This window comes from Stenotrophomonas sp. ZAC14D2_NAIMI4_7, from assembly GCF_003086675.1.
Lineage (GTDB): Bacteria > Pseudomonadota > Gammaproteobacteria > Xanthomonadales > Xanthomonadaceae > Stenotrophomonas.
This window is the reverse complement of sequence record NZ_CP025995.1, coordinates 2,665,827-2,692,664: the sequence shown is the minus strand read 5'-3', so window position 1 is coordinate 2,692,664 and position 26,838 is coordinate 2,665,827. Positions and strand designations below refer to the sequence as shown.

The window sequence follows — 26,838 nt, the reverse complement described above, 5'->3', positions numbered from 1 at the left end:
CGCCTGTTGCGGCCCCCGTCATCATGTACCTGGGAGGGTGTTGTGGATTTCAGCTTTACCGAAGAGCAGTTGATGCTGCAGGACGTTGCGCGGCGCATCGCGCAGGAAAAGATCGCCCCCAGCGCGGAGCACCACGACCGCACCGGCGAGTTCCCCCTTGAGAACATCCGCCTGCTGGGCGAAAACGGCCTGATGGGCATCGAAGTGCCGACCGAGTACGGCGGCGCGGGCATGGACCCGATCGCCTACGTGCTGGCGATGGTGGAAGTAGCCGCCGGCGATGCCGCGCATTCGACCATCATGTCGGTGAACAATTCGCTGTTCTGCAACGGCATCCTGACCCACGGCAGCGAGGCGCAGAAGCAGAAGTACGTGCGCGCCATCGCCGAGGGCGAGGCCATCGGCGCCTTCGCGCTGACCGAGCCGCAGTCCGGTTCCGATGCCACCGCCATGCGTTGCCGCGCGGTGAAGCAGGCCGACGGCACTTACGTGATCAACGGCAAGAAGAGCTGGATCACCTCCGGCCCGGTGGCCAGGTACATCGTGCTGTTTGCGATGAGCGAGCCGGACAAGGGCGCGCGTGGCATCACCGCCTTCCTGGTCGACACGGACAAGGCCGGCTTCGGCCGCGGCAAGACCGAGCCCAAGCTGGGCATCCGTGCGTCGGCCACCTGCGAGATCGAGTTCAACGATTACGTGGCGCAGCCCGATGAAGTGCTGGGCGAGGAAGGCGAGGGCTTCAAGATCGCCATGGGCGTGCTCGACGCCGGTCGCATCGGCATCGCCTCGCAGGCGATCGGCATCGCCCGCGCCGCCTATGAAGCCACGATCGAATACGTGAAGGACCGCAAGGCCTTCGGCGCGGCCATCGGGACCTTCCAGATGACCCAGGCCAAGATTGCCGACATGAAGTGCAAGCTGGACGCGGCGCTGCTGCTGACCCTGCGCGCGGCATGGGTGAAGGGCGAGGGCAAGCGCTTCAGCAACGAGGCGGCCATTGCCAAGCTGACCGCGTCGGAGGCGGCGATGTGGATCACCCACCAGGCGGTGCAGATCCACGGCGGTATGGGCTACTCCAAGGAAATGCCGCTGGAGCGCTACTTCCGTGATGCCAAGATCACCGAGATCTACGAAGGCACCTCGGAAATCCAGCGCCTGGTGATCGCCCGCAACGAGACCGGGCTGCGCTGAGCCGCATGGGGGCCCGCCCTGGTAGGTGCCAACCTTGGTTGGCACGCATCCAGGGCGCCAACCAAGGTTGGCGACTACCGGGCTCCCGCCGCTCTGGCACCAACAAGAAGTCCCCGGTGGGCTGCGCCGCTGCAATGGCGGCGCATGGGAGCCCGCTCGGTAGGTGCCAACCTTGGTTGGCACGCCTCTACGGGCGCCAACCAACGTTGGCGCCTACCGGAAGGCCAGGCGCAGGCTAGCGCGGCACCTGGCAGTGCAGCTGCCTGCCATCCCATCGGCAGATCGGGCCGGAGGGGGCCGCACCGGGGTTGACCTCGATCTGCACCCCGTACAGGTGCGCCGAGTCCAGCCAGCGCTGGTAGTCGTCATCATTGTTGAAGTGGTAGTTGCCCACATACCCTTCGCCGGTTTCGGTATTGGAGGCGGCGCCATCGGGAATGCGGTTGCCCTGGGCATCCACGCTTTCACCGGTCACGTAACGGGCCTTGTCGACGGCGTCTGGTGAGATGACCAATCGCGTCTGCGAGCCGTCACGCCAGGTGATGACATAGGTGACGGTGTCGACGCCGAACAGCTTGCTCACCCAGCTCAGGACGATGGATGAAATCGTCGTCGCCAGTGAATTCCAGGCGGGTTGCTGGCTGTCAGCGCCGCTGAAGGCGCGGCCGATGGCCAGCTCCAGTTGGCTGCGGTAGGTCGCTGACTGCACGACGTCGTACGCGTTCAGCGCTTTCATGGCGTCAGGAAAGGTGATGCCGTTGGCCATCTGCGGATCGTCCGGATGCACGGGCACCACGGCGCCGCGCCCGAATGCCTGCGGCACGAACTGGGTGCCGGGGCCGAGATGCGCGTTTGGCAGGCCAAGAATACGGTTGAACATGCGCGTGATCTCGGCCGGGGCCGGCGTGGGCAGCGCACGGTATCGCTGAAGCTCCCTGTCGTATTCCACGTTAAAGGCGCTCAACCGCTGTTGTTGCGGATCGACGACGACCGTCAGCCCGGTGCCCGACTGCAGCGCCGCGGCGCGAGAGTCTGCACAGTTGACGCAGGGAACGACGCCTCCGGCGCTGGCATCCAGATGCAGCGCCAGGCCGGCCGTAAGTAGAAGCCAGGCAGCGACAAGACGCCTGGCAGAAGAGAGTGACGTGTGCATGGTTCGGTCATTCCGTTGAGGGAATGCTCTGGATAGCGTTCTGCGCGCGTGCGAACTGGGCACCGGATCCCATCTGCCGAATGTCTGATCGCATGCGCAGGGTTGAGTCGCGATTGACGCGCTGGAAGGCCGCAGACGCAGCGCGATACCAAGCACAAGGCGCTGGCAGCCGCAGTCAGGCCCGACAATTGCGACACAACGCGCGCCGCCATGGTCAAATACGATCCGCTTTTCGTTGTGGAGACGTTGAATGATCTATCGCGGTTGGGGGTTTCTGACCTTGGTGACGCCGATTGCAGCGATCCTGCTACTGGCGTATTTCTTCCCGCACGAAGGCCCGAAGGGCAACATCCCATTGCCGCAGGTGCTGCTGGGCGCTGGCCTGGGAGCTGCGCTGAACGTGCTGCTTGGGCTGTGGTTGAACCGCGCGCAGCGGCAGAAGGGTGAGGCCGCGCCGCATCACTTCTTCTTCGTGCCGATGCAGTGGGTGGCGCTGCTGATCGTGGCCGTGTGTGCGGTGATCGCGCTGCTGCGCTGAGGAGCGGTCGTTGCTCTGGTAGGTGCCAACCTTGGTTGGCACGAATCCGTGACCGCCAACCAAGGTTGGCGGCTACCGGACGGTCGTTGCGGCTACCGGACGGTCGTTGCGGCTACCGGGGCCACCAACGAAAAGGCCCCGGATCGCTCCGGGGCCTTTTCATTTCACTCTACCGCCGGATCAACGATCTGGACGGTGTGCCGACTCGGCGTCGCGCTGGCGTTCCATGAACTCCTTGGACGGCTCGTCCAGCTTGTCGCCCAGCATGCGGCGCACCACCACGAAGAACACCGGGATCATCAGCAGACCCAGCAGGGTGGCGAACAGCATGCCGCCGATCACGCCGGTACCGATGGCGTGGCGCGAGTTGGCGCCGGCACCGGTGGAGATGGCCATCGGGATCACGCCCATGATGAACGCGAAGGAGGTCATCAGGATCGGGCGGAAACGCAGGCGGGCCGCTTCGATGGTGGCATCACGCAGGGTCTTGCCCGCCGCACGCTGCTCCACTGCGAACTCCACGATCAGGATCGCGTTCTTCGCGGCCAGGCCGATTACGGTGATCATGCCGATCTTGAAGAAGATGTCGTTGGGCAGGCCACGCATCATCGACAGGCCAATGGCACCCAGCACGCCCAGCGGCACCACCAGCAGCACGGCCACCGGAATCGACCAGCTTTCATACAGTGCGGCCAGGCAGAGGAACACCACCACCACCGACAGCACCAGCAGCAGGGTGGCCGCGTTGCCCGCCAGGATTTCCTGGTAGGACATGCCCGACCAGTCGTAACCATAGCCAGCCGGCAGATCGTTGTTGACGATGTCTTCCATCGCGGTCATCGCTTCACCCGAGCTCTTGCCCGGTGCCTGCGAACCGACGATGTTGATGGCCGAATACCCGTTGTAGCGGCTCAGCGACGGCGGTGCCGACACCCACTCGGAACTGACCACGGTGCTCAGCGGGATCATCGCGCTGGTGCCATCGGCATTCGTGGTCAGGCTGGACGGGCTGTAGAAGCTCTTCAGCGATTCCTGGCCGGTACGGTACGGCGCGTCGGCCTGCATGGTCACGCGCTTGATGCGGCCCTGGTAGAAGAAGTCGTTCACGTACACCGGGGCCAGCATCAGCTGCACCGTGCTGTACACATCCGACACCGACATGCCCATCGACTGCGCCTGCACGCGGTCCACGTGCAGCTGCAGCTGCGGGGCGTTTTCCAGGCCGTTGGGGCGCACGCCGGCCAGCTTGTCGGTTTCCTGTGCGGCCTTGCCCAGCAGCATGTTGCGTGCCTGGGTCAGCTGTTCGTAGCCCTGGCCACCACGGTCCTGCAGCCACATGTCGAAGCCGCCGAACTGGCCCAGACCCTGCACCGTGGGCAGGTTGACCACGAAGATCTGCGCTTCCTTGATGCCGTAGAACGCGCCGTTCATGTTCTGGATGAACTCCGGAACAGTGACCTTGCGTTCGTCCCAGGGCTTGAGGCGGATGAAGCCCATGCCCACGTTCTCGCCCGAACCGACGAAGCTGAAGCCGGCGATCTGCATCAGGCCTTCATAGCCTTCCTGCTTTTCCAGGATGCCGCGCATCTGGGCGAAGACCTCGTTGGTCTGGCTCTTCGGCGAACCCGGCGGCAGCTGCACGATGGCCAGTGCGTAGCCCTGGTCTTCTTCAGGCAGGAAGCTGCCCGGCATGCGGGTGAACAGGAAGCCGCACAGCGCGGTCAGCACCACGGCCAGGATCATCCAGCGCGGCGCATGCTTCACCGCCGAGGTGATGTGGCCGACGTAGGTGTGGCTGATCTTGTCGTAGTACTTGTTGAAGGTGCGGTAGACGATGTTCGGGTGGTCGTTGTGGGTCGGCTTCAGGAAGGTGGCACACAGGGCCGGGGTGAAGCCCAGCGCCAGGAACGCCGAGAAGCCCATCGAAATGGCGATGGTCAGTGCGAACTGCTTGTAGATCTCGCCGGCCGCGCCGCCCTGCAGTGCCGAAGGAATGAACACCGCCGCCAGCACCACGGTGATCGCCACCACCGCGCCGGTGATCTGGGTCATCGCCTTCTGCGTGGCCGGCTTGGGCGCCAGGCCTTCCTCGGTCATGATGCGCTCGACGTTCTCGATCACCACGATCGCGTCATCGACCACGATGCCGATCGCCAGCACCATCGCGAACAGGGTCAGCTGGTTGATCGTGAAGCCGATCATCCACATGCCCAGGAAGGTACCCAGCAGGGCCACCGGAATGACCAGGGTGGGGATGATGGTGGCGCGGAAGTTCTGCAGGAAGATCAGCATCACCAGGAACACCAGCAACACCGCTTCGAACAGCGTCTTGACCACTTCCTCGATGGAGATCTTGACGAAGGTGGTGCTGTCGTACGGCGAGAACCAGCTCACGCCCGCCGGGAAGCTGGGCTGCAGTTCGTCCATCTTGGCGCGCACCGCATCGGCCACGTTCAGGGCGTTGGCGCCCGGCAGCAGCTGGATGGCGAAGGCGCCGGTGGGGGCACCGTTGTACTGGGTGTCGAAGCCGTAGTTGTTGGCACCGAAGCCGATGCGGGCGATGTCCTTCAGCAGCACGCGCGAGCCATCGGCGTTGGCGCGCAGGATGATGTTTTCGAACTCTTCGGGCGAGCTGAAGCGGCCTTCGGCCGAGACCGTGGCGGTGAAGTGGCCATCGGGCGAGGGGTCCGAACCCAGCGAACCGGCAGCGAACTGCACGTTCTGGGCGCGCACCGCCGCCAGCACCTGGCTGGCCGACAGGCCGTAGCCCTGCATCTTTTCCGGGTTCAGCCAGATGTTCATGGCGTACTCGGAACCGAACTGCTGGGTGCTGCCGACGCCGGGAATACGCGAGACCTGGTCGAGCACGCGCGAACCGACGATGTCGTTCAGCGCATCACGGGTGATCGACGGGGTTTCCGAGCGCAGGCCCACCACCATCAGGAAGCCGGCGTTGGCCTTGGCCACCACCACGCCCTGCTGGGTCACTTCGGTGGGCAGGCGCGGCGTGGCCAGCGACACCTTGTTCTGCACCTGTACCTGGGCGATGTCCGGGTCGGTACCGGTTTCAAAGGTCAGGGTGATCTGCGCACGGCCGTTGGACGAGGACGACGAGCTGAAATACAGCAGGTGATCGATACCGGTCAGCTGCTGCTCGATGACCTGGGTGACCGATTTTTCCGTCGTGTCCGCGCTGGCGCCCGGGTAGGTGGCCGACACGGTCACCTGCGGTGGCGCGATGTTGGGGTAGGACTCCACGCCAAGGTTGAGGATCGCGATCACGCCGCTGAGCGAGATCAGGATCGCCACCACCCAGGCGAAGACCGGATGTTCGATGAAAAATTTAGGCATGACGGAAGGGTCCCGTTACTGCTTGTTCGATTCGGTGGCAGCCGGCTCGGCCTTGTCGGCCGCTTCGGCCGGGGCCTTGTCGGCGGCCGGTGCGGCACCGGCGACGGCCGGCTTGGCACTGGCATTGGCGTCCTGGGCCGGGGTCCAGGGCTTGGCCGTGGCCGGTGCCCCTTCCTTGACCTTCTGCACGCCGGCCACGATCACCTTGTCACCGGCGGCCAGGCCGTCGCTGACCAGCCAGTTGCCGCCCTGGGCACCGTCGGTCTTCACGTTCTTGCGCACCACCTTGCCGTCGGCGCCGACCACCATCACGAAGCCGCCCATGGTGTCGCGCTGCAGCGCCTGCTGCGGAACCAGATAGGCGTTGTTGCGGTCACCCAGGTTGGCCTGGAAGCTGACGAAGGCACCCGGCAGCAGGATCTGCTGCGGGTTCGGCAGCACCGCACGCAGCGACACCGCACCGGTGGTCGGGTCCACGGTGGTGGACGAGAAGTCCAGGGTGCCCTGTTCGCTGTAGGTGGTGCCGTCGGACAGCTTCACCGCCACGGTGGCCTTGCCATCGCCGGACAGCGCCAGCGCGCCCTTGGCCTGCTGCGCGCGCAGCAGGCTCAGTTCGTCCACGCTCAGCGAGAAGTTCACGTACAGCGGGTCCAGCTGGTCCACGGTGGTCAGCAGGGTCACATCGCCCTGGCCGACCAGCGCGCCTTCGGTCACCTGCTGCTTGTTGGCCACGCCGCTGATCGGCGCGGTCACTTCGGCATAGCCCAGGCTGATGCGCGAGGACGACACGGCCGCCTCGGCCTGCTTGACCGCAGCCAGCGCGGTGCGCTCGGTGGCCTGGGCCGCGTCCAGGTCGGACTTGGACACGTACTGCTGCGGGGCCAGCGAACGGGCGCGGTCGGCGGCGACCTTGGCGTTGGCATAGGTGGCGCGGGCCGAGGCCAGCTGGGCCTCGGAAGCATTCAGTTCGGCGCGCAGCGGGGCCGGATCGATCAGGAACAGGGTCTGGCCCTGCTTGACCTGGCTGCCTTCCTGGTAGACGCGCTTGAGCAGCACGCCGGGCACGCGGGCGCGCACGTCGGCACTGCGGTAGGGCGACAGGCGGCCGACCAGTTCACGCTGCAGCGGCAGGGTCTGCGGCTTGGCATCGATCACGCCCACTTCCGGCGGCGGGGGCGTCTGCTGTTCCGGCTTCTTGCAGGCCGCCAGAGCGACAGCGACGGCGCACGTCAAAGCAAGGGTGCGGAGTGGGGCGGTCATCAGGAGAAACTCCGGTGTTGGTTTGTAGACGGGACCGCTGCCGGTTCCGGCGCGAACGCGCGCAGGAAACCGTCAACGGAGAACTCGGCCCAGCGCCTGCGCGCACGCGCGTCATCGCGATGGGGGGTATGGAAGCGTTGTTTGTCGAAATCCTGACCGGCGATCATGCTCAGCAGCAGTTCGGCCATGTAGTGCGGGTCGTCATGCCGGAGCAGGCCACGCCTGCAAACGGTTTCAATCCATTCAGCAAGGTGAAGCGTCAGCGCCCCGGCGCCTTCCCGGTACAGCGTACGCGCCTCTTCGGGGAACTGGGATGCATCGGCGGCAATCAGTCGGCAGGCCTGGCCCACGTGGGGCTGGTTGAAGTGCTCCAGGAAGTCGGTGGCGAACTGCAACAGGCTGGCACGCAGGTCGTCACTGCGGAGTGCACGCAGCAGGATGCCGCTGGCATCGCCCACGTGCCGCTGCACGACCCGGCGCAGCAGGTCCTGCTTGTTGCCGTAGCGCGAATAGAGCGTCTGCTTGGAACAGCCGGCCTGCTGGGCCACCGCGTCCATGCTCATCTGCATGCCCTGGCGGCCCAGCAGTTCGCGCACGGCATCGAACACGCGCTCATCGCGCGCGTCCACGGCAACGGGGAGGGTAGTGGGGTTCACGCGGTGGACTATACCGTCCAGTTCAGGATTGTGGAATCGTGCCGATAGTCCTGCCTGTCACCTGCCGCGTGGTTTTCCGTAACACGCTTTGCCGATCCTGTCGGCAGCGGCGCAACGCCCGTGCGCGCCATACCGGTGCGAACTGAATAGGCGTCTAAACCGCAGCAAACCCGAATCTGGTTATTCCGTCCTGCAGCAAGGCCTTTACGCGGGATAGGTCTACAATTTCATTTTCCCAACTGAGCAAGCGCATCGCTCTGCCATGAAACCGCAAAAAACCGCAGCCAAGACCGTGAAAAACAAGACCAAGCCAGCTGAGTCGGAGGTCGCAGTGACCGCTGGTTTCTCCCTGGAGCCGGTATACACGGCCTTGCGCAAGCGTTACCCCTCTGCCGCGCAGGCCGAGGCAGTGGCATTCGCCGCGGATTTCTACAAGCGCATGGAGTCGGACGAGTTCCCGCACCACAGCGCTGACGAGTGGGCCGCGCTGGCCGCCGACACGCTGGAATTCGCCCGTGCCCGCAAGGCCGGCAAGGCCAATGTGCGCGTGTTCAATCCGACCACCAAGGCCAACGGCTGGGAATCGCCGCACACGGTGCTGCAGATCGTCAATGACGACATGCCGTTCCTGGTCGATACCGTCACCATGACCCTGGCCGAACAGGGCGTGGGCGTGCATGTGCTGGGTCACCCGGTGCTGCGCTTCACCCGCGACAAGGCCGGCAAGCTGGCCAAGGTGGGCGAGGGCGAAGCCGAATCGGTGATGCTGCTGGAAATCGACCGCCAGCCGGCCGATGCCATGGCCGCCATCGAGCAGGCCATCAACAAGGCACTGGATGAAGTGCGCGCCATCGTGCGCGACTGGCAGCCGATGAAGGACAAGGCCCTGGCCCTGGCTGACGACCTGGGCAGCCGCACGCTGCCGGTGGACGACGCATCGCGCGCTGAAGCACAGGAATTCCTGCGCTGGGCCGCCGACAACCACTTCACCTTCTTCGGCTACCGCGAATACCGCGTGGAGAAGCAGGGCAAGGAAGAAGTGCTGGCACCGCTGAACGACACCGGCCTGGGCCTGATGCGCGGCAAGGACAAGTCCGCTGCGCGCCCGGTCAAGACGCTGGCCGCGCAGGGCCTGAACACCACGTCCGGGCTGAAGGACGCGCTGATCCTGACCAAGACCAATGCCCGTTCGCGCGTGCACCGCGCCGGCTACATGGACTACATCGGCGTGCTGGAATTCGACGCCAAGGGCAAGATCATCGGCGAACAGCGCTTCCTGGGCCTGTTCACCTCCAGCGCCTACAACCGCCGCCCGTGGGAAATCCCGCTGGTGCGCCAGCGCCACGAACACGTGATGAAGCAGTCCGGCCTGGCCCCGGCCAGCCACAGCGGCAAGGCCCTGCGCCACATTCTTGAAACCCTGCCGCGCGAAGAGCTGTTCCAGTCCAGCGAGGACGAACTGCTGCGCACCGCCATGGGCGTGCTGGGCCTGCAGGAACGTGTGCGCAGCCGCCTGTTCCTGCGCCGCGACAAGTACAGTCGTTTTATTTCCGCACTGGTCTACCTGCCGCGCGAGCGCTTCAACACCGACGTGCGCCTGCGCATCGAGGCCATGCTGAAGGAAGCGCTGCACGGTGAGTACGTGGACAGCTCGGTGGTGCTGGGCGAATCGCCGCTGGCCCAGGTGCACCTGATCGTGCGCCCCAAGCCGGGCGAAATGCTGGACGTCGATACCGCCGAACTGGAACAGAAGCTGGCCCAGGTGCTGCGCAACTGGCAGGACGACCTGCGTGAAGCGCTGGTCACCCGCCATGGCGAAACCGAAGGCCTGCGCATTGCCGCACGCATCGGCAAGGCACTGCCGGCCGGCTACATCGAAGACAACAGCACCGCCGTTGCCGCCAACGATGTCAGCCAGCTCGACGCGCTGACCGGCCCGGACGACCTGCGCCTGAGCCTGCAGGCCGTGCCGCGCGAAAGCGGCGATGGCCTGCGCCTGAAGCTGTACCGCCAGCTGGATGACATTCCGCTGTCGGACGCGCTGCCGATGATGGAGAACATGGGCCTGCGCGTGATCGCCGAGCGCCCGTACCGCCTGTCGGTGGACAACGCGCCGGTGTACGTGCAGGACTTCGAAGTCGAATCGACCGCCGGCGCCATCGATGCCGCGCGCGTGGATGAAGCCTTCGGCGAGACCTTCGCCCGCGTCTGGCACGGCGATGCCGAGAACGACGGCTTCAACCGCCTGGTGCTGGCTGCCGGCCTGCACTGGCGCCAGGTCGCCATGCTGCGTGGCTACTGCAAGTACCTGCTGCAGACCGGCGTGCCGTTCTCGCAGGCCTATGTGGAAGGCACCTTCGCCCGCTACCCGCTGCTGGCGCGCCTGCTGGTGGAGCTGTTCGAAGCCCGCTTCGATCCGGCCACCGGCCATGAAAGCAAGGACGACATCGCCGCGGGCCAGGCCCATCTGAAGGCCCACTTCGATGTGCTGGCCGCCGGCGACGAGGCCACCCTGAAGGTGCTCAAGACCGTGGTCGACGCCCGCAAGGGTGACCGCGATGCGCAGATGCAGGCCGCGCGCGATGCGCTGCTGAAGCTGATGGACCGCGTGTCCAGCCTGGACGAGGACCGCATCCTGCGCTCGTTCATGGGCGTGATCGATGCGACCCTGCGCACCAGCTACTACCAGACCGATGCCAATGGCCAGCACGGCAATGTCATCAGCTTCAAGTTCGATTCGGCGCTGGTGCCGGACCTGCCCAAGCCGCGCCCGTACCGCGAAATCTTCGTGTACGGCCCGCGCGTGGAAGGTACCCACCTGCGCTTCGGTGCCGTGGCCCGTGGCGGCCTGCGCTGGTCGGACCGTCGCGAAGACTTCCGTACCGAAGTGCTGGGCCTGGTGAAGGCGCAGATGGTGAAGAACACCGTGATCGTGCCGGTCGGCGCGAAGGGCGGCTTCTTCGCCAAGATGCCGCCGGTGAACGGTGATCGCGATGCGATCTTCGCCAACGGCGTGGCCTGCTACAAGCTGTTCATCCAGGGCCTGCTGGACATCACCGACAACATCGTCAACAACAAGATCGTGCCGCCGGTGGACGTGGTGCGCCACGACATGGACGACCCGTACCTGGTGGTGGCGGCCGACAAGGGCACGGCGACCTTCAGTGACATCGCCAACGGCCTGGCCATCGCCCACGGCTTCTGGATGGGCGATGCGTTCGCCTCCGGTGGTTCGGTTGGTTACGACCACAAGGGCATGGGCATCACTGCACGCGGTGCGTGGGAATCGGTCAAGCGCCACTTCCGTGCGCTGGGCCGTGACAGCCAGACCCAGGACTTCACCACCGTCGGCGTCGGCGACATGTCCGGCGACGTGTTCGGCAACGGCATGCTGCTGTCGCGCCACATCCGCCTGCTGGCCGCGTTCGACCACCGCCACATCTTCCTGGATCCGAACCCGGATGCGGCCACCTCGTTCGTCGAGCGTGAGCGCATGTTCACCGTGCCGCGTTCGAGCTGGGCGGACTACGATGCCAAGCTGATCAGCAAGGGCGGCGGCATCTATCCGCGCAGCCTGAAGTCGATCGAGATCACCCCGCAGGTGCGTGAAGCGCTGGGCCTGGACGAGAACGTCAAGGCGCTGTCGCCGAACGATCTGATGAGCGCGATCCTGAAGGCGCCGGTGGACCTGCTGTGGAACGGCGGTATCGGTACCTACGTGAAGGCTGCCAGCGAACAGCACAGCGATGTCGGCGACCGCGCCAACAACGCGCTGCGCGTGAACGGTGGCGAGCTGCGCTGCAAGGTGGTGGGCGAGGGCGGCAACCTGGGCATGACCCAGCTGGGCCGCATCGAAGCCGCCCAGGCCGGCGTGCTGCTCAACACCGACTTCATCGACAACTCGGCCGGTGTGGATACCTCCGACCATGAAGTCAACATCAAGATCCTGCTCAACGATGTGGTGCGGGCCAAGAAGCTGACCGTCGAGCAGCGCAACAAGCTGCTGGCGTCGATGACCGACGAGGTCGCCGACCTGGTGCTCAATGACAACTACCGCCAGAACCAGGCCCTGAGCCTGATGGAGCGGATGGCCGTCAAGCGCTTGGGCTCCAAGCAACACTTCATCCGCACGCTGGAACAGCAGGGCCTGCTGGATCGCCAGATCGAGTTCCTGCCGTCCGATGCCGAGCTGTCCCAGCGCAAGGCGCGTGGCCAGGGCCTGACCCGTCCGGAACTGTCGGTGCTGCTGTCCTATTCCAAGCTGGTGGCGTTCGCCCAGCTGCTGGATTCGGACATTCCCGAAGACCCGTACCTGTCCAAGGAACTGCAGCGCTACTTCCCGACCCCGCTGCAGAAGAAGTACGCCGACGCGATGGAGCGTCACCGCCTGAAGCGCGAAATCATCGCCACGGCCGTGACCAACCAGACCATCAACCGCATGGGCGCCACCTTCCTGATGCGCATGCAGGAAGACACCGGCCGCTCCATTGCCGAAGTTGCCAAGGCCTACACCATCAGCCGCGAAACGCTGGATGCCCGCGCGCTGTGGGCGCAGATCGACGCGCTGGACGGCAAGCTGCCCGAATCGGTGCAGATCGACGCACTGGAAGTGATCTGGAAGCTGCAGCGTTCGTTCGTGCGTTGGCTGCTGTCGCGTCCGGGCCCGATGCCGGGCATCACCGAGGCGGTGAACCGCTACCAGGGTCCGTTCAACGACATCCGCGTCGCTTCGGGCGTGCTGCCTGATTCGCAGCGTCCGACCTACGAAGCCCTGGTGGCCGAGTGGAAGGAAAAGGGCCTGCCGTCCGCGCTGGCCCAGCAGCTGGCCGAACTGCACTTCCTGGAGCCGGCGTTCGACATCATCGAACTGGCCCGTACCCGCAAGCTGAAGCCGGTGGACGTGTCGAAGATCCACTTCCGCCTGGGCGATGCCCTGCAGCTGCCGTGGCTGTTCGAGCAGATCGACGCGCTGGAGGTCAACGGCCGCTGGCATGCCGTGGCCCGTGGCGTGCTGCGCGACGAGCTGGCCCACCACCACCGCAACCTGGCCGGCCAGGTGCTGGCGACCAAGGGCAGCAGTGCCGAGGCCAAGGTGTCGGCGTGGATCGGCCGCGACGACAACAGCCTGCGCTTCACCCTGTCGATGCTGGCCGAACTGGCCGAGCAGAAGACCCTGGACTACCCGACCGTTTCGGTCGCGGTGCAGCGCCTGGGCCAGCTGGCCGCGCATGGTGCGTAAGCGCATTCGCGCTGACGCCCCACGGTTTGCTTTGCAAACCGTGGGCCCCATGCCAACCCTGCTCCCAGACCCCCGCGCCGTTGGCGCGCCCCCCTGACTCAGGGGGGCTCCTGATCTGCAGCAGTTGGAGGAACGGCCCCGCGAAAGCGGGGCCGTTCTGTTTATGCCTGTTCTTTCTGCGATCACTGACCCGACGCCGGCCGTCGACCTGTCAGGTGATGACCGCCCCGCGGGGTCCAACCCCCGGCGCTCGGTTATGCTCTCCCTCATGCCTTTCCCCCCGGATCCACCCATGAGCGACACCCCCCGCATCGCGTTCCTGGCCAGCACCACCGAACCTGCGCAGATGGCCCGCGCGGCCATGGTGTCGCGCTATGGCGACCATGCGCCCGACCAGGCCGATGTGCTGTGCCCGCTGGGCGGCGATGGTTTCATGCTGCAGACCCTGCACCGCCATGGCCACCTGGGCAAGCCGGTGTTCGGCATGAAACTGGGTACGGTCGGCTTCCTGATGAACCAGTACCGCGGCGACGACGACGTGCAGGCCCGTATCGCCCGCGCCGAGCCGGCCAACCTGCGCCCGCTGGAAATGATCGCGCTGACCGAGTCGGGTACCAGTACCGGCTCGCTGGCCTACAACGATGTGTCGCTGCTGCGGCAGACGCGCCAGGCGGCGCATATCGGCATCGATCTGAACGGCCAGGAGCGCGTGGCCGAACTGATCGGCGATGGCGTACTGGTGGCCACCCCGGCCGGCAGCACCGCCTACAACTATTCCGCGCACGGGCCGGTACTGCCGCTGGGCTCCCACACCATCGCCCTGACGCCGCTGGCCCCGTACCGGCCACGCCGCTGGCGCGGCGCCATCCTCAAGGCCGACACCGAAGTGCGCTTCCGCGTGCTGGACCCGTACAAGCGCCCGGTGAGCGTGACTGCCGATTCGCACGAGACGCGCGACGTGGTGGAAGTGACCATCCGCGAATCCAAGGATCGCCGGGTGACCCTGCTGTTCGACCCCGAACACAACCTGGAAGACCGCATCCTGAGCGAACAGTTCGTTTTTTAAGGGACAATACGCCGCCGGCCCCCGCCGTCCGCTGCAAGGAACCCCCGCCATGGGCGACAACACCCCCCGTTTGCTGACCGTCGCGGTAACCTCGCGCGCGCTGTTCGATCTGGAAGAGAGCCACGCGCTGTTCGAGAGTGATGGCGTGGCGGCCTATGCCGAATACCAGCGCCAGCACGAAGATGACATCCTGGGGCCGGGTGTCGCATTCCCGGTCGTGCGCAAGCTGTTGGCACTGAACCAGGGCGCCAGCCCGGAAAACCCGCGGGTGGAAGTGATCCTGCTGTCGCGCAATTCGGCCGACACCGGCCTGCGCATCTTCAATTCCATCCAGCACTACGGGCTGGGCATCATCCGCGCCACCTTCACCGCCGGCGAGCCGACCTGGCCGTACGTGAAGCCGTTCGGCACCGATCTGTTCCTGTCGGCCAACCCCGAATCGGTGCGCAGTGCGCTGCGCCATGGCATTGCCGCGGCCACCATCCTGCCCAAGCCGCCCGGCGAAACCGCCGCGGCCGCCGAGGACCAGGTGGTACACAGCGAGCGCAACGCCGGCCAGCTGCGCATCGCCTTCGATGGCGACGCGGTGATCTTCGGTGATGAGAGCGAGCGGATTTCGCGCGAGCAGGGGGTTGAAGCATTCGGCCGCCACGAACGCGAGCGCGCCCGCGAGCCGCTCAGTGGCGGTCCATTCCGCGGCTTCCTGTCGGCGCTGCACACCTTGCAGGAAGTGTTCCCGGCCGGTGAGAGTGCGCCGATCCGCACCGCGCTGGTCACCGCGCGTTCGGCGCCGGCGCACGAGCGGGTGATCCGCACCCTGCGCGAATGGGGCGTGCGCCTGGATGAAGCCCTGTTCCTGGGCGGCCGGCACAAGGGCCCGTTCCTGCAGGCGTTTGGCGCGGACATCTTTTTCGACGATTCCCAGCACAACATCGACAGCGCCCGCGAACACGTGGCCGCCGGCCACGTCCCGCACGGCGTCGCCAACGAAGGGTAGGGTCTGGTAGATGCCAACCTTGGTTGGCATCGCGGCACCGCCGTGCTGGGCACCTACCGCACGCGGGTCTGGTAGATGCCAACCTTGGTTGGCATCGCGGCACCGCCGTGCCCACCAAGGTGGGCACCTACCGCACGCGGGTCTGGATCGCGGCACAGTCGTGCTGGGTACCTACCGCACGCGGGTCTGGTAGATGCCAACCTTGGTTGGCATCGCGGCACCGCCGTGCCCACCAAGGTGGGCACCTACCGCACGCGGGTCTGGATCGCGGCACCGCCGTGCCCACCAAGGTGGATACCTACCGCACGCGGGTCTGGTAGATGCCAACCTTGGTTGGCATCGCGGCACCGCCGTGCCCACCAAGGTGGGCACCTACCAGCCCAGCTGCAGGTCCACCACCTTCCAGCGCAGGCCCTGCGGTTCCAGCACCACCTTCAAGGGGGGCTGCCCCGGCCCGCGGTCCACGTCCACCACGAACCGGTCCAGCGCTTCGAAATGGTGTTCGGCGTGTTTCAGCGGCTGCGCCGGTTCGGTCGGGCCGAAGGCATCGCCGCCCTGCAGTTCGTTGCGGCCACGCTTCCACAATACGTGGCCCTGCAGCAATGCACCGATGCCGGTGGGGGTGATCATGGTGTCCACCGCCGCGCCGCCCAGCTGGTCGCCCAAACCATACAACAGCGCGCCGAAGGGGCTGCTGGCCACCTCGGGCCCGGCCTGGCGCACCAGGTAATCATTGAGCTGCGCGCGCAGGCTGCTGCGCACGCGCGGGAAGTCCACGTAGCGTTCCAGCCGCGCGGTGTCGCGCTGCTCGATGGCCTTGGACAGGCCATGGACGGTCAGGTAGGGCCCGCCGAACCACCACGCACACACGGCCGCAACCGCCAGGATCAGGACGCCGATGAGCTTCTTCATGCCGCCCAGACTGCCGCAAACGCCGGCCGCGCAGGTGAAGAGTCAGTGACTGGGTGAGCCGCGGCCATCACCGAAGGCGGCCACCAGCCGCTGCCGTTCGGCGGCGCTGAGCGCTTCCACGCGGGTCGCCAGCACTTCATCCAGGCTGCGCAGGCGGGTGGTGCCCAGTATGCCGCTGGCCACGCCCGGGTGCTGCAGCACGTAGGCGAAGGCGGTCTGCGCCGGGCGCTGGCCGTCGATGCCGGCCACCGCGCGGCGCATCGCACCGGCACTGCGCATCAACTGGCGGCTGCTTGGTTTCAGCCACGCACGGGCCAGGTACCAGGCATCGGCCAGCCGGGGCAGGCGCGGGCGCGGCGGCAGCAGGTGCCCCTGTGCCAGCACCGTGCCGGCCAGCACGCCGATTCCGGCCGCGTGCAGCCGATCGATCAGCGGCGCGCGGTCCTGCTGCAATGCGTTGAAATCCAGCAGCACGACGTCGAAGGCCTGCGGGTGGTCGATCATCCATTCCAGCGTGGCGGCCGAATGGGTGTTGATGCCGGTGTGCCGGATCATCCCGCGTTCGCGCAGGCGTGTCAGCGCGTGCAGCAGATCGTCGTTGATGTCGTGCTGGCTGGCGCCGTGCAGCTGGTACACGTCCAGGTAGTCCAGGCCCAGGTTGCGCAGCGACGCCTCGCAACTGGCGGTGATCGCCGCCGGCGAGAAATCACGCTGCTCGGCGCCGCTGATGCCGGCCTGGCCGGTCAGCGTGCCGCCCTTGCTGGACACCACCAGCGACTCGCGCGGCACGCGCGCCAGCAGCGGGCGCAGGATGCGGCCCAGGCGCGGTTCGGCATGGAAGCCGGAGTAGTTGTGGCCGGTGTCGAGCAGGTTCACGCCCTGCGCCAGCGCGTGTTCGACCACTGCCGCAGCAGCATCCTCGGCAAAGCGCGGATGGCCCCAGAAGCCCGAACAGCCCAGCCCGACCGGTGAGACCGCCAGCCCGGTGCGGCCCAGGATGCGCCGCTGCCGGGCCAGGGGCAGTTCCTGCGACATCAGAATTCCAGGTCCAGGGCAGCGCAGAGGTAATCGACGAACGGGCCCAGCGCGGCCAGGTCCTTGCCCAGGGTGGAGAGCAGGCGCGGGCCGGTCATGGTGTCGTCGTCCAGCGTGCGCCACATCACCCAGTTGCGGTGCTTGAGGTCGTCGATGAACTCGAAGTCGGCAGGGAAGCCGCGCGGCGGCCGCACCAGCTTCTCGGTCTGCTCGAAATCGAAGCGCTTGCGCAGGGCGGGCGCGTGCGCTGCCGCCTTCCAGCTGCCCGGGTTGTCCAGGATGAAGTGGCGCACGCGCCGCTGGGTCTCCGGTTCCGGGTGCCACAGGCCGGCGCCGACGAAGCTCTCGCCGGGCTGCAGGTGGATATAGAACGAGGGCGCGGCCACTTCACGGCGGCGCTCGTGGAACAGGCGCGCACCCTGCCAAGTCTTGTACGGTGACTTGTCGTTGGAAAAGCGTGCGTCACGGTGGATGCGGAACAGCGATCCGCCCACGCCGCGGGTGTCGGCACGGAAGTGCTCGCTCACTTCACCCAAAGCGGGCTGCAGGTCGCCCAGCAGGCGCAGGAATGGCTGCCGCACGTGGTCTTCGTACTGCTGGCGATGCTCGTTGAACCAGGCCTTTTCGTTATGCCGCGCCAGGCTGCGCAGGAACTTGAAACTGGCCTCGGAAAAATACGTACTCACAGCTGCTCCTGCAGGTGGTGGCCCCAGTCGCGCAGCGACTGCAGCAGCTCGGCGCGGCGCACGTCGTCGGGCGCTTCGGCGGCCAGCGCGTCGATCTGCTGCTGGTACTGGGGCAGGTTCAGTTCGCCCAGGCCCTGTTCGCCCAGCAGGCGTTGGCGGCGGTACGCCTGCCAGCGTTCCTGCTCGACCGGCGACAGGGTGCTGGGGTGGTTGCGGGCGCGGTAGCGGAACAGCAGTTCGGGCAGTCGCGGGTCGCGGAAGCGCTCCTCCAGCGCGGCCAGCTGCTGCGGCGCACTGGTGCGGGCCAGGGCCAGCAACGGCTTGTCGCCGGCGCCGAGGAAACCGTCGTACAACGAGGCGTCCACATCGGTCAGCATCGGGGGGCGCGGCTGGTTGAACACCTGGCGGGCCTTCTCGGCCAGTTGCGGCGCCACCTCGCGCAGGCGCGCGGCCTTGGCTTCGATCGCGGCCACGTCCAGCCCCAGCCGCGCATGGTCATCGGCACGCAGGTGGTTCCAGGCCACCAGCGCCGGCACCTTGTTCAGATGCACTTCCTTCAGTGGCACGCGGGCCACGCCCTCGGGCAGTTCGCTGGCGCGCAGGTACAGTCGCTGGGCGATCACCTCGGCCGGCAGCGCCAGCAGGTCGTCCACTTCACCGTCCAGATCGAACACAATGGCGCGGTTGCCGATGGTCGGGTGCATGGCCAGCGGCAGCACCGGTGCGGCGCACAGGCGGCTGGCCGGGTAGCGCATCGAAATGTGCAGCACTGGCTGCATCGCGGCCACGTCCAGCAGGCTGCCGACGAAGCGCTTGTCGCGCAGCTTCAGGGCGTAGTCCCACAGGCGCGGCTGCGACTGCTTGAACAGGCGGGCCATGCCCAGCGTGGCGCGCACATCGGAAAGTGCTTCATGCGCATCGCCTTCGCGCACCCCATTGGCCTCGGCCAGGTGTTCCAGCTTGAACGAGGTCGCGCCGTCTTCGCGCTGCGGCCACTGAATCCCGTCCGGGCGCAGCGCGCGCATCAGCCGCAGCATGTCCAGCAGGTCCCAGCGCGAGTTGCCGTTGCGCCACTCGCGCTCGTAGGGATCGTGGAAATTGCGGAACAGGCCGTAGCGGATGAATTCGTCGTCGAAACGCAGCGTGTTGTAGCCGAGCGCACAAGTGCCGGGGCGCGACATCTGTTCGTTGATGCGGTCGAATGCCTCGGCCTCGCTCACGCCCTCGGCCATGGCCTGCTGCGGAGTGATGCCGGTCACCAGGGTGGCCATGGGCGAGGGCAGCAGATCATCGGCCGGGCGCACGAAGAAGCTGACCGGCGTGTCGATCACGTTCAGATCGGGATCGGTGCGCATGGCCGCGAACTGCGCGATGCGGGTGCGGCGCGGATCCTGGCCGAAGGTTTCCAGGTCGTAGAACAGGAAGCTGTCAGCCATCAGTGCGCGCCCTCCAGCACCGGCAGTTGCGCGTGGATCTGCGCTTCCAGTGCGGCCCAGTCGATGTTGTCCAGCGTGGTGTGGCCGGCCGTGGCCGCCACCAGCATGTCGCGCTGCAGTTCGGTGCGGCGCAGCGCTTCGGCATACGGCGTGTGCAGGAAGGTGACCATGGTGTAGTGCGGCACGAAGCGGGTCGGCCAGCGCCGCTGCAGTTCCTGTTCCAGCTCGCGCTGCAGCAGGAAGGCCGGGTCGGCCACGCGGTCTCGCATTTCCAGGTAGTTTTCCAGCGCCATCTGCTGGATCGCCTGTGCATTGGGCTTGCGCTCGGCCTCGAAGGCGGCGAAGGCGCCCTGCAGATTGTCGGCGTCCATCAGGTGCCGGGCCAGCGCTACGCAATCCTCGAACGCGCAGTTCATGCCCTGGCCATGGAACGGCACCATCGCGTGCGCGGCATCGCCGATCAGCACGGCGCGGCCGTCCTGATGCCAGCGGTCCAGGGTCAGCGTGCCCAGCAGGCCCGGCGGGTGCTGTTCCCAGTCCGCGCGCAGGTCCGGGATCAGCGGCAGCGCATCGGCGAATTCGGCGGCGAACAGCGCCTCGGCCTGCGCACCGGTGTTGACCGTGGCGAAGCTCGGGTTGCCCTGGTTGGGCAGGAACAGGGTGACGGTGAAGGTGCCTTCGTGATTGGGCAGGGCGATGCACATGTAGTGGCCGCGCGGCCAGATGTGCAGCGCATTGCGCTCGATGCGGAAGCTGCCATCGGCGGCCGGCGGGATTTCCAGTTCCTTGTAGGAATGGTCGAGGAAGGCGATATCCTCACCCAGCGGCGCGCGCCGGTTCATTGCCGCACGCAGTGCCGAACCGGCACCGTCGGCGCCGATCAGGCTGTCGAAGCGAATGTCATGTGGGCTGTCATCGCGGTCATCGATGAAGCGCGCGTAGCCGGCGTCGAAATCCACGGTGTGCAGGCGGCGGTGGAAATGCACGGTGGCGCCGGCTTCTTCGGCCAGTTGCAGCAGCGTGGTGTTCAGTTCACTGCGATGGATCGACCAGATCACTTCGCTGTCGTCGCGGCCATAGCGCTGCAGCTGCGGCTGGCCCTCGCGCGGGTGAACCATGCGCCCGCGCATCATCACTGCGCGGGCCATCACTTCGTCTTCCACGCCGGCTTGGCGCAGTGCATTGCGGCCGCGCTCGGCCAGCGCCAGGTTGATCGAACGGCCGCTTTCATAATCGGCCACGCGCGGGTCGCCGCGGCGTTCGTACAGGGTGATGCGCCAGCCCTGCCGCGACAGCAGGATGGCCAGCAGTGAACCGGCCAGGCCGGCGCCGATGATGCTCAGGGAGCGGGAGGCGTGTGCGATCAACGAACTGTCCAGCAATAGGGGAGGGCGCGGCTTACAGGCCGGCCCAGGCTTCCACTTCCTCGACGAAATGATGCACGTCCAGGTAGCGGTTGTAGAGCGGGGTGGGCGAGATGCGGATCACGTCCGGCTCGCGCCAGTCGCCGAGCACGCCGACGCCACGCAGGTATTCGAACAGCGCGCGGCCACGTTCGCGGCCGCCGATCACCCGCAGCGACAGCTGGCAGCCGCGGCGTTCCGGTTCGGACGGGGTGACCACGTCCAGCACCTGCGGCAGGCGCGCGCGCACCAGTGCATCGAGCAGGCCGGTCAGCGCCAGCGATTTGCTGCGCAGCGCGTCCATGCCGGCGCGCTCGAACAGGTCCAGCGAGGCGCGCAGCGGGGCCAGGCCCAGGATCGGCGGATTGCTCAACTGCCAGCCTTCGGCACCCACGGCCGGGGTGAACTGCGGCGACATCTGGAAGCGGGTTGCTTCGTCATGGCCCCACCAGCCAGCGAAGCGCGGCAGGGTGGTATCGCGGTGGTGGCGCTCGTGCACGAAGGCACCGGCCACGGCACCCGGGCCGCTGTTGAGGTACTTGTAGTGGCACCACACGGCAAAGTCCGGCGCCACATCGTGCAGGTGCAGCGGCACGTTGCCGACCGAATGGGCCAGGTCGAAGCCGATGCGGGCGCCCTGCAGGCGCGCGGCGCGGGTGATGGCGTCCAGATCGAACACCTGGCCGCTGCGGTATTGCACGCCCGGCCACAGCACCAGCGCCAGGCGCGGGCCGTGTTCGGTGATGGCGCGCTCGATCGCGGCCATCGAAATCGTGCCGTTGGCTTCATCCGGCTGCACTTCCACCAGGCAGTCGGCCGGGTCGAAGCCGTGGAAGCGGATCTGCGCTTCCACCGCGTGGCGGTCGGTGGGGAAGGCGCCGGCTTCCATCAGGATGACCGGACGCTGCGCGGTGGGCCGGTAGAAGCTGACCATCATCAGGTGCAGGTTCACGCTCAGCGTGTTCATCGCCACCACTTCGCTGGGCAGGGCGCCAACCACGCGGGCCAGCTGCGCGCTCACCAGGCGGTGGTAGGACAGCCACTGGGTGGGGCCGGTGAAGTGGCCTTCCACCGCCAGCTCGCCCCACTGCTTCATGACCTCCTGCACGGCGGCCTGCGCGCCGCGCGGCTGCAGGCCCAGCGAGTTGCCGACGAAGTAGGTCTGCTCACCACCGCCATGGCGCGGAATCAGGAATTCGTTGCGCAGCGGGCGCAGCGGATCGGCGGCGTCCAGGGCAATGGCGTGGGTGCGGCTGAGCAGATCGGACATGGGCGGGCAACAGGCTGCAACGGGATTGCCAGTGTAGCGCCTGGCGCCTGCCCGGGGCGTCGCGGCCGTGCTTCGAGCGCCGTGTTCTCTGCTGGTGGCCAACGTTGGTTGGCGCTCTTGGATCCATGCGCCCACCAGGGGGCGCATGCCGGTGCAGGCGTCAGCCCGCCGCGGGCGCCGGCAACGGGTCCACGTGCCCGCATTCACTGCAGGTGCGCAGTTCCAGGCTCGCCTGGTAGCGCGCGAAGACCTTGGGCAGGTCGGTCTCGATGTTCTGCAGGGTGAAGTACTCTTCGTGCAGCTTGTGGTTGCACTGCTCGCAATGCCAGATCACGCCATCGCGCTCGTGCGGCAGGCGCTTGCGCTCGACCACCAGGCCGACGCCACCGGGCGGGCGCCGCGGCGAATGCGGCACCTTGCCCGGCAGCAGGAAGATCTCGCCGGCACGGATCGGAATATCGCGCACGGCGCCGTCTTCCTGCACCTTCAGCACCATCTCGCCTTCCAGCTGGTAGAACCACTCCGGGCCTTCGTCGTAGTGGTAGTCGGTGCGCGAGTTCGGCCCGCCCACCACCATCACGATGAAATCGCCGTTCTCGATCATCTTGTTGCCCACCGGCGGCTTCAGCAGGTGCCGGTGTTCTTCGATCCAGGCCAGCAGGTTGATCGGCGAGGCGAGCATGGCAGTCTCCGGGCGGTCAGTCGCGCTTGCCGTGGCGGGGCACGAAGGCCAGGGCCTTTTCGTAGGCCGGCTTCAGCTCGTCCTGGGCGCCGACATCGATGCCCATCTCGCTCACCCGGCCGTCCTTCAGGCTGTACACCCAGCCATGCACCATCAGCTTCTGGCCGCGGGCCCAGGCGTCTTCCACGATGGTGGAGCGGCACAGGTTGGCCACCTGTTCGATCACGTTCAGTTCGCACAGGCGCGCGTGCTTGAGTTCGTCATCGTCGATCGCATCGAGGATGGCCGCGTGCTTCTGTGCCACATCGCCCACGTGGCGCAGCCAGTTGTCGGCCAGGCCCACGCGGGTGTTGTGCAGGCAGGCGTGCACGCCGCCGCAGCCGTAGTGGCCCACGATCAGGATGTGCTTCACCTTCAGCTGGTCCACCGCGTACTGCACCACGCTCAGGCAGTTCAGGTCGCTGTGGGCCACCACGTTGGCCACGTTGCGGTGCACGAACACCTCGCCCGGGGCCATGCCGATGATCTGGTTGGCCGGCACGCGCGAATCGGAACAGCCGATCCACAGGTATTCCGGATGCTGCTGCTTGGCCAGCTGGTGGAAGAACTCAGGGTCTTCCTTTTCGATGCGGTCGGCCCATTCGCGGTTGTTCTGCAGCAGCTTGTGGATGTCTTTCATGTTCGTGTGTCCCTGACGTCAGGTGGGCGCACGAGGCGGCCCTGCCGGCCGCGTCGTGGTGGGGGAACGGGCGCTCAGCCGCCGGCGGCGGCCTCGTCGCGGTGCCAGCGCATCCACTGCGCCAGCTCGGTGGATGCGGGGGTGTGCAGCTCATCCAGCGCAGCGATCACCGCCAGCTGGTTGGCTTCAGGGTGGTTCTGGCTCAGCTTCAGCTTCACCTGCACCTGTTCGACCTGGAAACGGAAGCCGACGATGGCGCGCAGTTCCGGGCCGTGTTCGGGGCGGTCGGTCTCGAACTGCCACGACTGCCCGACGCTGGCTTCGTAATGGTCGCTGATGGCGCCGACCAGGTCGGCCAGTGCGGCAGGGTCGTCGAACCGCTGCAGCTGCCCGCGCAGTTCGGCGGCGGTGTAGTTCCAGGTAGGAACGCGCGCGGCGGCGTCCTTGTCCGGGTACCAGCTGGCCGACACATAGCCGTGCGGGCCGTCGACCAGCACCTTGGCCGCGCCGTCGTGGCGCGACTGCGGGTTGGCGCGGGCCCAGTGGCCACGCAGTTCCACCTGGTTGCCGTCGCGTCGGTACAGCACCGGCATCCGGGTCAGTTCCGGCAGGCCGTCCTCACCGGTGGTCAGCACCGTGACAAACGCATCGCGGGCCAGCAGGCGGTCCAGCCAGCGCAGGTCGGTTTCGGCGAAGGCGCGCGGGGTGAACATCGGTTTGGGCTCAGGCGCGCCCGCCCAGCGACTGCACCATGCGGCCGCGCAGGCCTTCATCGCTGCCGGCCTGCGGCGGCTGCACTTCATGCAGGCTGAAGCCGCGTACCAGCGCGTCTTCTTCGTCCAGGCCGTCGTACTCGACGAATTCGGCATCGAACAGCTGCGAACGGGCGGTATCTTCGCTGTCGTAGCTCAGCGTATTGCCATCGCTGTCGAGCACTTCGGCGGTGCCGGCTGGGCGCACGCGCAGGCGGGCCCAGATCAGGGTGTTGCCAAGGCTGGCCAGCCACCAGCTGTCGCGGGCGTCGTTGTTGTCGTTCATGTGCGTATTACCAGAGCGAGGCCAGCCAGAGCAGGGCAGCCATGCCCAGTCCGGCCAGCAGGGTCAGCAGCGATACCCAGGCCGGCGTCGCCAGCCCGGACAGCGAGCGGTCCGGCTGCTGGCGATAGTCGCGGCGCAGCAGCCAGGCCAGGGCGTCGGGCTTGAGGAAGGCGCCACTGCCAAAGCGCGCGGCAAGCGCCGGGTGGCGATCGCGCACGTGCACCAGGGTCAGCGGCCAGAAGATCACGAAGGCACTGAACCCGGCCACTGCAACGCCGACGAAACAGAGGGCGAAGAACAGGGTCATGGGGGCAGTACCTCCGTGCTCGTGTGGGGCTTAGAAGTCCGCGCTGCCCGGGGCGCGCGGGTAGGGAATGGCATCGCGGATGTTGGACAGGCCGCAGACGTAGACCACCAGGCGCTCAAAGCCCAGGCCGAAGCCGGCGTGCGGCACCGAACCGTAGCGGCGGAAATCGCGGTACCAGCTGTAATGCTCGCGATCCAGGCCGAACTGCGCCATGCGCGCGTCCAGCACGTCCAGGCGCTCTTCGCGCTGGCTGCCGCCGATGATCTCGCCGATGCCCGGGGCCAGCACGTCCATCGCGGCCACGGTCTTGCCGTCGTCGTTCAGGCGCATGTAGAAGGCCTTGATGTGCTCGGGGTAGTTGGTCACCACCACCGGGCGGCCGACGTGTTCTTCGGTCAGCCAGCGCTCGTGCTCGGTCTGCAGGTCCAGGCCCCATTCGACCGGGAAGTCGAACTTCTTGCCGGACTTCTGCAGCAGGCTGACCGCATCGGTGTAGTCGATGCGCTCGAACGGCGCGTTGATGAAGTCTTCCAGCTTGGTGATCGCGTTCTTGTCCACGCGCTCGGCAATGAAGGCCAGGTCGTCACCGCGCTCGTTCAGCACGGCACGGAACAGGTACTTCAGGAACTCTTCGGCCAGACGCGCGTCTTCGGCCAGGTCGGCGAAGGCGATTTCCGGCTCGATCATCCAGAACTCCGCCAGGTGGCGGGTGGTGTGGCTGTTTTCGGCGCGGAAGGTCGGGCCGAAGGTGTACACCTTGCTCAGCGCCAGGCAGTAGGCCTCGACGTTCAGCTGGCCGGACACGGTCAGGAAGGTTTCCTTGCCGAAGAAGTCGCGGCTGAAATCGATCGCGCCCTTCTCGTCGCGCGGCAGGTTCACCATGTCCAGGGTGGACACGCGGAACATCTGGCCGGCGCCTTCGGCATCGGAGGTGGTGATGATCGGGGTGCTGATCCAGTTGAAGCCGTTCTCGTGGAAGAAACGGTGCACGGCCTGGGCCAGGCAGTTGCGGATGCGGGTGACCGCGCCGAACAGGTTGGTGCGCGGGCGCAGGTGCGCCACTTCACGCAGGAACTCCGGCGACATCGGCTTGGGCTGGATCGGGTAGGTGAGCGGGTCTTCGACCCAGCCGACCACTTCCAGCGCGCTGGCCTGGATCTCGAACGACTGGCCCTTGCCCTGCGACTTCACCAGGGTGCCGGTGGCGATGACCGAGCAGCCGCTGGTCAGGCGCTTGATCTCGTCGAAGTTGCCCAGGGTGTCGTTGGCCACGACCTGGATCGGGGCGAAGCAGGAGCCGTCGCTCACATTCACGAAAGCCAGATTCGCTGAACCGCGCACCGTGCGCACCCAACCGCGTACCGTGACTTCGCCGCCTTCCGGGATCTTCCCGGCAAGCGCATGTTCAACGCTGACCACCGTCATGACTTGAATCCTCTGCTGATCGACTCGATCTGTGAACACGGGAGTTTACCGGTTGCAGCGTTCTGCTTGCGAGGCATTTTTCGCGCCGCTGGGCTCCTTATAATGTCCCCGTACCCCTGGAGTGAGCCCCATGGCCGTCAGCCTGACCCCTATCGCCTTCGAGCGCGTGCAGCGCTTTGTTGCCCAGACCCCCGGCGCCCTGGGCCTGCGCTTCGGCGTGACCAAGACCGGCTGCTCCGGCTGGGGCCACGTGACCGACCTGGCCCGTGACGAGCGCGAGGGTGACACCGTGTTCGACCAGGACGGGGTGAAGATCTACGTCGACGCCAAGAGCCTGGCCCTGGTGGACGGCACCGTGATCGACTTCGGCAAGCACGGCCTGAGCGAGACGTTCACGTTCAGCAACCCGAACGCCACCGCCGAGTGCGGCTGCGGTGAAAGCTTTACGACCGACGCTGACAAGGCCTGACGCACGGCCCTGGCGCCCGCCGGGCATGGCCCGGCGCTACCCCGC

At 66.7% G+C, this 26,838-nt stretch carries 22 protein-coding genes; 6 read left to right on the top strand and 16 right to left on the bottom strand.

Annotated features, from left to right (window positions below):
- Window positions 1-42 precede the first annotated feature (42 nt).
- Window positions 43-1,191: an acyl-CoA dehydrogenase family protein gene (locus C1922_RS12385; RefSeq protein ID WP_108750028.1), complete on the top strand. Its 1,149-nt coding sequence runs from the start codon at window positions 43-45 to the stop codon at window positions 1,189-1,191.
- Between the two features lie 235 nt (window positions 1,192-1,426).
- On the opposite strand, the gene C1922_RS12380 is transcribed toward C1922_RS12385, so the two are convergent.
- On the bottom strand, window positions 1,427-2,344 hold the full coding sequence (locus C1922_RS12380; protein ID WP_108750027.1) for a hypothetical protein: 918 nt from the start codon (window positions 2,342-2,344) through the stop codon (window positions 1,427-1,429).
- Window positions 2,345-2,594: 250 nt separating this feature from the next.
- Between C1922_RS12380 and C1922_RS12375 the strand changes: the two genes are divergently transcribed.
- Window positions 2,595-2,882, top strand: a complete 288-nt coding sequence (locus C1922_RS12375) for a hypothetical protein (protein WP_108750026.1) — start codon at window positions 2,595-2,597, stop codon at window positions 2,880-2,882.
- 180 nt (window positions 2,883-3,062) lie between these two features.
- On the opposite strand, the gene C1922_RS12370 is transcribed toward C1922_RS12375, so the two are convergent.
- The 3 genes from C1922_RS12370 to C1922_RS12360 are packed head-to-tail and all read right to left on the bottom strand — an operon-like array spanning window position 3,063 to window position 8,149.
- A complete protein-coding gene (locus tag C1922_RS12370) occupies window positions 3,063-6,233 on the bottom strand; it encodes a multidrug efflux RND transporter permease subunit (RefSeq protein ID WP_108750025.1) in 3,171 nt (1,056 codons plus the stop codon).
- Window positions 6,234-6,248: 15 nt separating this feature from the next.
- Window positions 6,249-7,493: an efflux RND transporter periplasmic adaptor subunit gene (locus C1922_RS12365; protein WP_108750024.1), complete on the bottom strand. Its 1,245-nt coding sequence runs from the start codon at window positions 7,491-7,493 to the stop codon at window positions 6,249-6,251.
- A complete protein-coding gene (locus C1922_RS12360; RefSeq protein WP_108750023.1) occupies window positions 7,493-8,149 on the bottom strand; it encodes a TetR/AcrR family transcriptional regulator in 657 nt (218 codons plus the stop codon). The genes C1922_RS12365 and C1922_RS12360 overlap by 1 nt, the downstream gene beginning before the upstream one ends.
- 262 nt (window positions 8,150-8,411) lie before the next feature.
- On the opposite strand from C1922_RS12360, the gene C1922_RS12355 reads away from it, so the two are divergent.
- The 3 genes from C1922_RS12355 (at window position 8,412) to C1922_RS12345 (ending at window position 15,451) form a co-directional block, all read left to right on the top strand.
- Window positions 8,412-13,388 carry an NAD-glutamate dehydrogenase domain-containing protein gene (locus C1922_RS12355; RefSeq protein WP_108750022.1) on the top strand — a complete coding sequence of 1,659 codons (4,977 nt, stop codon included), beginning with the start codon at window positions 8,412-8,414 and terminating at the stop codon, window positions 13,386-13,388.
- Window positions 13,389-13,680: 292 nt separating this feature from the next.
- Window positions 13,681-14,454 (top strand): NAD kinase, encoded by a 774-nt coding sequence (locus C1922_RS12350; protein ID WP_108750021.1) that lies wholly within the window; start codon window positions 13,681-13,683, stop codon window positions 14,452-14,454.
- A gap of 49 nt (window positions 14,455-14,503) precedes the next feature.
- Window positions 14,504-15,451 (top strand): 5'-nucleotidase, encoded by a 948-nt coding sequence (locus C1922_RS12345; RefSeq protein WP_108750020.1) that lies wholly within the window; start codon window positions 14,504-14,506, stop codon window positions 15,449-15,451.
- 372 nt (window positions 15,452-15,823) lie between these two features.
- Here the strand turns inward: C1922_RS12345 and C1922_RS12340 are convergent, their stop codons facing one another.
- The 12 genes from C1922_RS12340 to asnS all read right to left on the bottom strand — a co-directional run bounded on the left by C1922_RS12340 (window position 15,824) and on the right by asnS (window position 26,324).
- On the bottom strand, window positions 15,824-16,363 hold the full coding sequence (locus C1922_RS12340) for a DUF2939 domain-containing protein (RefSeq protein ID WP_108750019.1): 540 nt from the start codon (window positions 16,361-16,363) through the stop codon (window positions 15,824-15,826).
- A gap of 42 nt (window positions 16,364-16,405) precedes the next feature.
- Entirely contained in the window at window positions 16,406-17,398 is a 993-nt protein-coding gene (locus C1922_RS12335) for an aldo/keto reductase (protein WP_108750018.1), read from the bottom strand.
- Complete coding sequence (locus C1922_RS12330; protein ID WP_108750017.1) at window positions 17,398-18,084, bottom strand: DUF2461 domain-containing protein; 687 nt, start codon at window positions 18,082-18,084, stop codon at window positions 17,398-17,400. Before C1922_RS12330 ends, C1922_RS12335 begins: the two co-directional genes overlap by 1 nt.
- Entirely contained in the window at window positions 18,081-19,520 is a 1,440-nt protein-coding gene (gene sbcB, locus C1922_RS12325) for an exodeoxyribonuclease I (RefSeq protein WP_108750016.1), read from the bottom strand. The genes C1922_RS12330 and sbcB overlap by 4 nt, the downstream gene beginning before the upstream one ends.
- The gene (locus tag C1922_RS12320) at window positions 19,520-20,887 is read right to left on the bottom strand and encodes an NAD(P)/FAD-dependent oxidoreductase (RefSeq protein ID WP_108751585.1); all 1,368 of its coding nucleotides are present in this window, start codon (window positions 20,885-20,887) and stop codon (window positions 19,520-19,522) included. Before C1922_RS12320 ends, sbcB begins: the two co-directional genes overlap by 1 nt.
- 31 nt (window positions 20,888-20,918) lie before the next feature.
- Window positions 20,919-22,193, bottom strand: a complete 1,275-nt coding sequence (gene kynU / locus C1922_RS12315; RefSeq protein WP_108750015.1) for a kynureninase — start codon at window positions 22,191-22,193, stop codon at window positions 20,919-20,921.
- A gap of 160 nt (window positions 22,194-22,353) precedes the next feature.
- A complete protein-coding gene (locus C1922_RS12310; RefSeq protein ID WP_108750014.1) occupies window positions 22,354-22,875 on the bottom strand; it encodes a 3-hydroxyanthranilate 3,4-dioxygenase in 522 nt (173 codons plus the stop codon).
- 16 nt (window positions 22,876-22,891) lie between these two features.
- Window positions 22,892-23,554: a carbonate dehydratase gene (gene can / locus C1922_RS12305; protein WP_108750013.1), complete on the bottom strand. Its 663-nt coding sequence runs from the start codon at window positions 23,552-23,554 to the stop codon at window positions 22,892-22,894.
- A 74-nt stretch (window positions 23,555-23,628) separates the two neighbouring features.
- The gene (locus C1922_RS12300) at window positions 23,629-24,267 is read right to left on the bottom strand and encodes an FMN-binding negative transcriptional regulator (RefSeq protein ID WP_108750012.1); all 639 of its coding nucleotides are present in this window, start codon (window positions 24,265-24,267) and stop codon (window positions 23,629-23,631) included.
- Window positions 24,268-24,277: 10 nt separating this feature from the next.
- Window positions 24,278-24,592, bottom strand: coding sequence for a hypothetical protein (locus C1922_RS12295; RefSeq protein WP_108750011.1), 315 nt, complete (start codon window positions 24,590-24,592; stop codon window positions 24,278-24,280).
- 7 nt (window positions 24,593-24,599) lie between these two features.
- On the bottom strand, window positions 24,600-24,899 hold the full coding sequence (locus C1922_RS12290; protein WP_005410232.1) for a hypothetical protein: 300 nt from the start codon (window positions 24,897-24,899) through the stop codon (window positions 24,600-24,602).
- A gap of 30 nt (window positions 24,900-24,929) precedes the next feature.
- Window positions 24,930-26,324, bottom strand: a complete 1,395-nt coding sequence (gene asnS / locus C1922_RS12285; protein WP_108750010.1) for an asparagine--tRNA ligase — start codon at window positions 26,322-26,324, stop codon at window positions 24,930-24,932.
- A 130-nt stretch (window positions 26,325-26,454) separates the two neighbouring features.
- Here asnS and C1922_RS12280 point away from each other — a divergent pair, with 130 nt between their 5' ends.
- Window positions 26,455-26,793: an iron-sulfur cluster assembly accessory protein gene (locus C1922_RS12280; protein ID WP_006452998.1), complete on the top strand. Its 339-nt coding sequence runs from the start codon at window positions 26,455-26,457 to the stop codon at window positions 26,791-26,793.
- The last annotated feature ends 45 nt before the right edge of the window (window positions 26,794-26,838 follow it).

What these genes read in the sequence shown, in the direction of transcription:
- C1922_RS12380 (WP_108750027.1), bottom strand. Translation starts at nt 2,344, where the DNA reads ATGCACACGTCACTCTCTTCTGCCAGGCGTCTTGTCGCTGCCTGGCTT.
- C1922_RS12375 (WP_108750026.1), top strand. Translation starts at nt 2,595, where the DNA reads ATGATCTATCGCGGTTGGGGGTTTCTGACCTTGGTGACGCCGATTGCA.
- C1922_RS12370 (WP_108750025.1), bottom strand. Translation starts at nt 6,233, where the DNA reads ATGCCTAAATTTTTCATCGAACATCCGGTCTTCGCCTGGGTGGTGGCG.
- C1922_RS12365 (WP_108750024.1), bottom strand. Translation starts at nt 7,493, where the DNA reads ATGACCGCCCCACTCCGCACCCTTGCTTTGACGTGCGCCGTCGCTGTC.
- C1922_RS12355 (WP_108750022.1), top strand. Translation starts at nt 8,412, where the DNA reads ATGAAACCGCAAAAAACCGCAGCCAAGACCGTGAAAAACAAGACCAAG.
- C1922_RS12350 (WP_108750021.1), top strand. Translation starts at nt 13,681, where the DNA reads ATGAGCGACACCCCCCGCATCGCGTTCCTGGCCAGCACCACCGAACCT.
- C1922_RS12345 (WP_108750020.1), top strand. Translation starts at nt 14,504, where the DNA reads ATGGGCGACAACACCCCCCGTTTGCTGACCGTCGCGGTAACCTCGCGC.
- C1922_RS12340 (WP_108750019.1), bottom strand. Translation starts at nt 16,363, where the DNA reads ATGAAGAAGCTCATCGGCGTCCTGATCCTGGCGGTTGCGGCCGTGTGT.
- C1922_RS12335 (WP_108750018.1), bottom strand. Translation starts at nt 17,398, where the DNA reads ATGTCGCAGGAACTGCCCCTGGCCCGGCAGCGGCGCATCCTGGGCCGC.
- sbcB (WP_108750016.1), bottom strand. Translation starts at nt 19,520, where the DNA reads ATGGCTGACAGCTTCCTGTTCTACGACCTGGAAACCTTCGGCCAGGAT.
- kynU (WP_108750015.1), bottom strand. Translation starts at nt 22,193, where the DNA reads ATGTCCGATCTGCTCAGCCGCACCCACGCCATTGCCCTGGACGCCGCC.
- C1922_RS12310 (WP_108750014.1), bottom strand. Translation starts at nt 22,875, where the DNA reads ATGCTCGCCTCGCCGATCAACCTGCTGGCCTGGATCGAAGAACACCGG.
- can (WP_108750013.1), bottom strand. Translation starts at nt 23,554, where the DNA reads ATGAAAGACATCCACAAGCTGCTGCAGAACAACCGCGAATGGGCCGAC.
- C1922_RS12300 (WP_108750012.1), bottom strand. Translation starts at nt 24,267, where the DNA reads ATGTTCACCCCGCGCGCCTTCGCCGAAACCGACCTGCGCTGGCTGGAC.
- C1922_RS12295 (WP_108750011.1), bottom strand. Translation starts at nt 24,592, where the DNA reads ATGAACGACAACAACGACGCCCGCGACAGCTGGTGGCTGGCCAGCCTT.
- C1922_RS12290 (WP_005410232.1), bottom strand. Translation starts at nt 24,899, where the DNA reads ATGACCCTGTTCTTCGCCCTCTGTTTCGTCGGCGTTGCAGTGGCCGGG.
- asnS (WP_108750010.1), bottom strand. Translation starts at nt 26,324, where the DNA reads ATGACGGTGGTCAGCGTTGAACATGCGCTTGCCGGGAAGATCCCGGAA.
- C1922_RS12280 (WP_006452998.1), top strand. Translation starts at nt 26,455, where the DNA reads ATGGCCGTCAGCCTGACCCCTATCGCCTTCGAGCGCGTGCAGCGCTTT.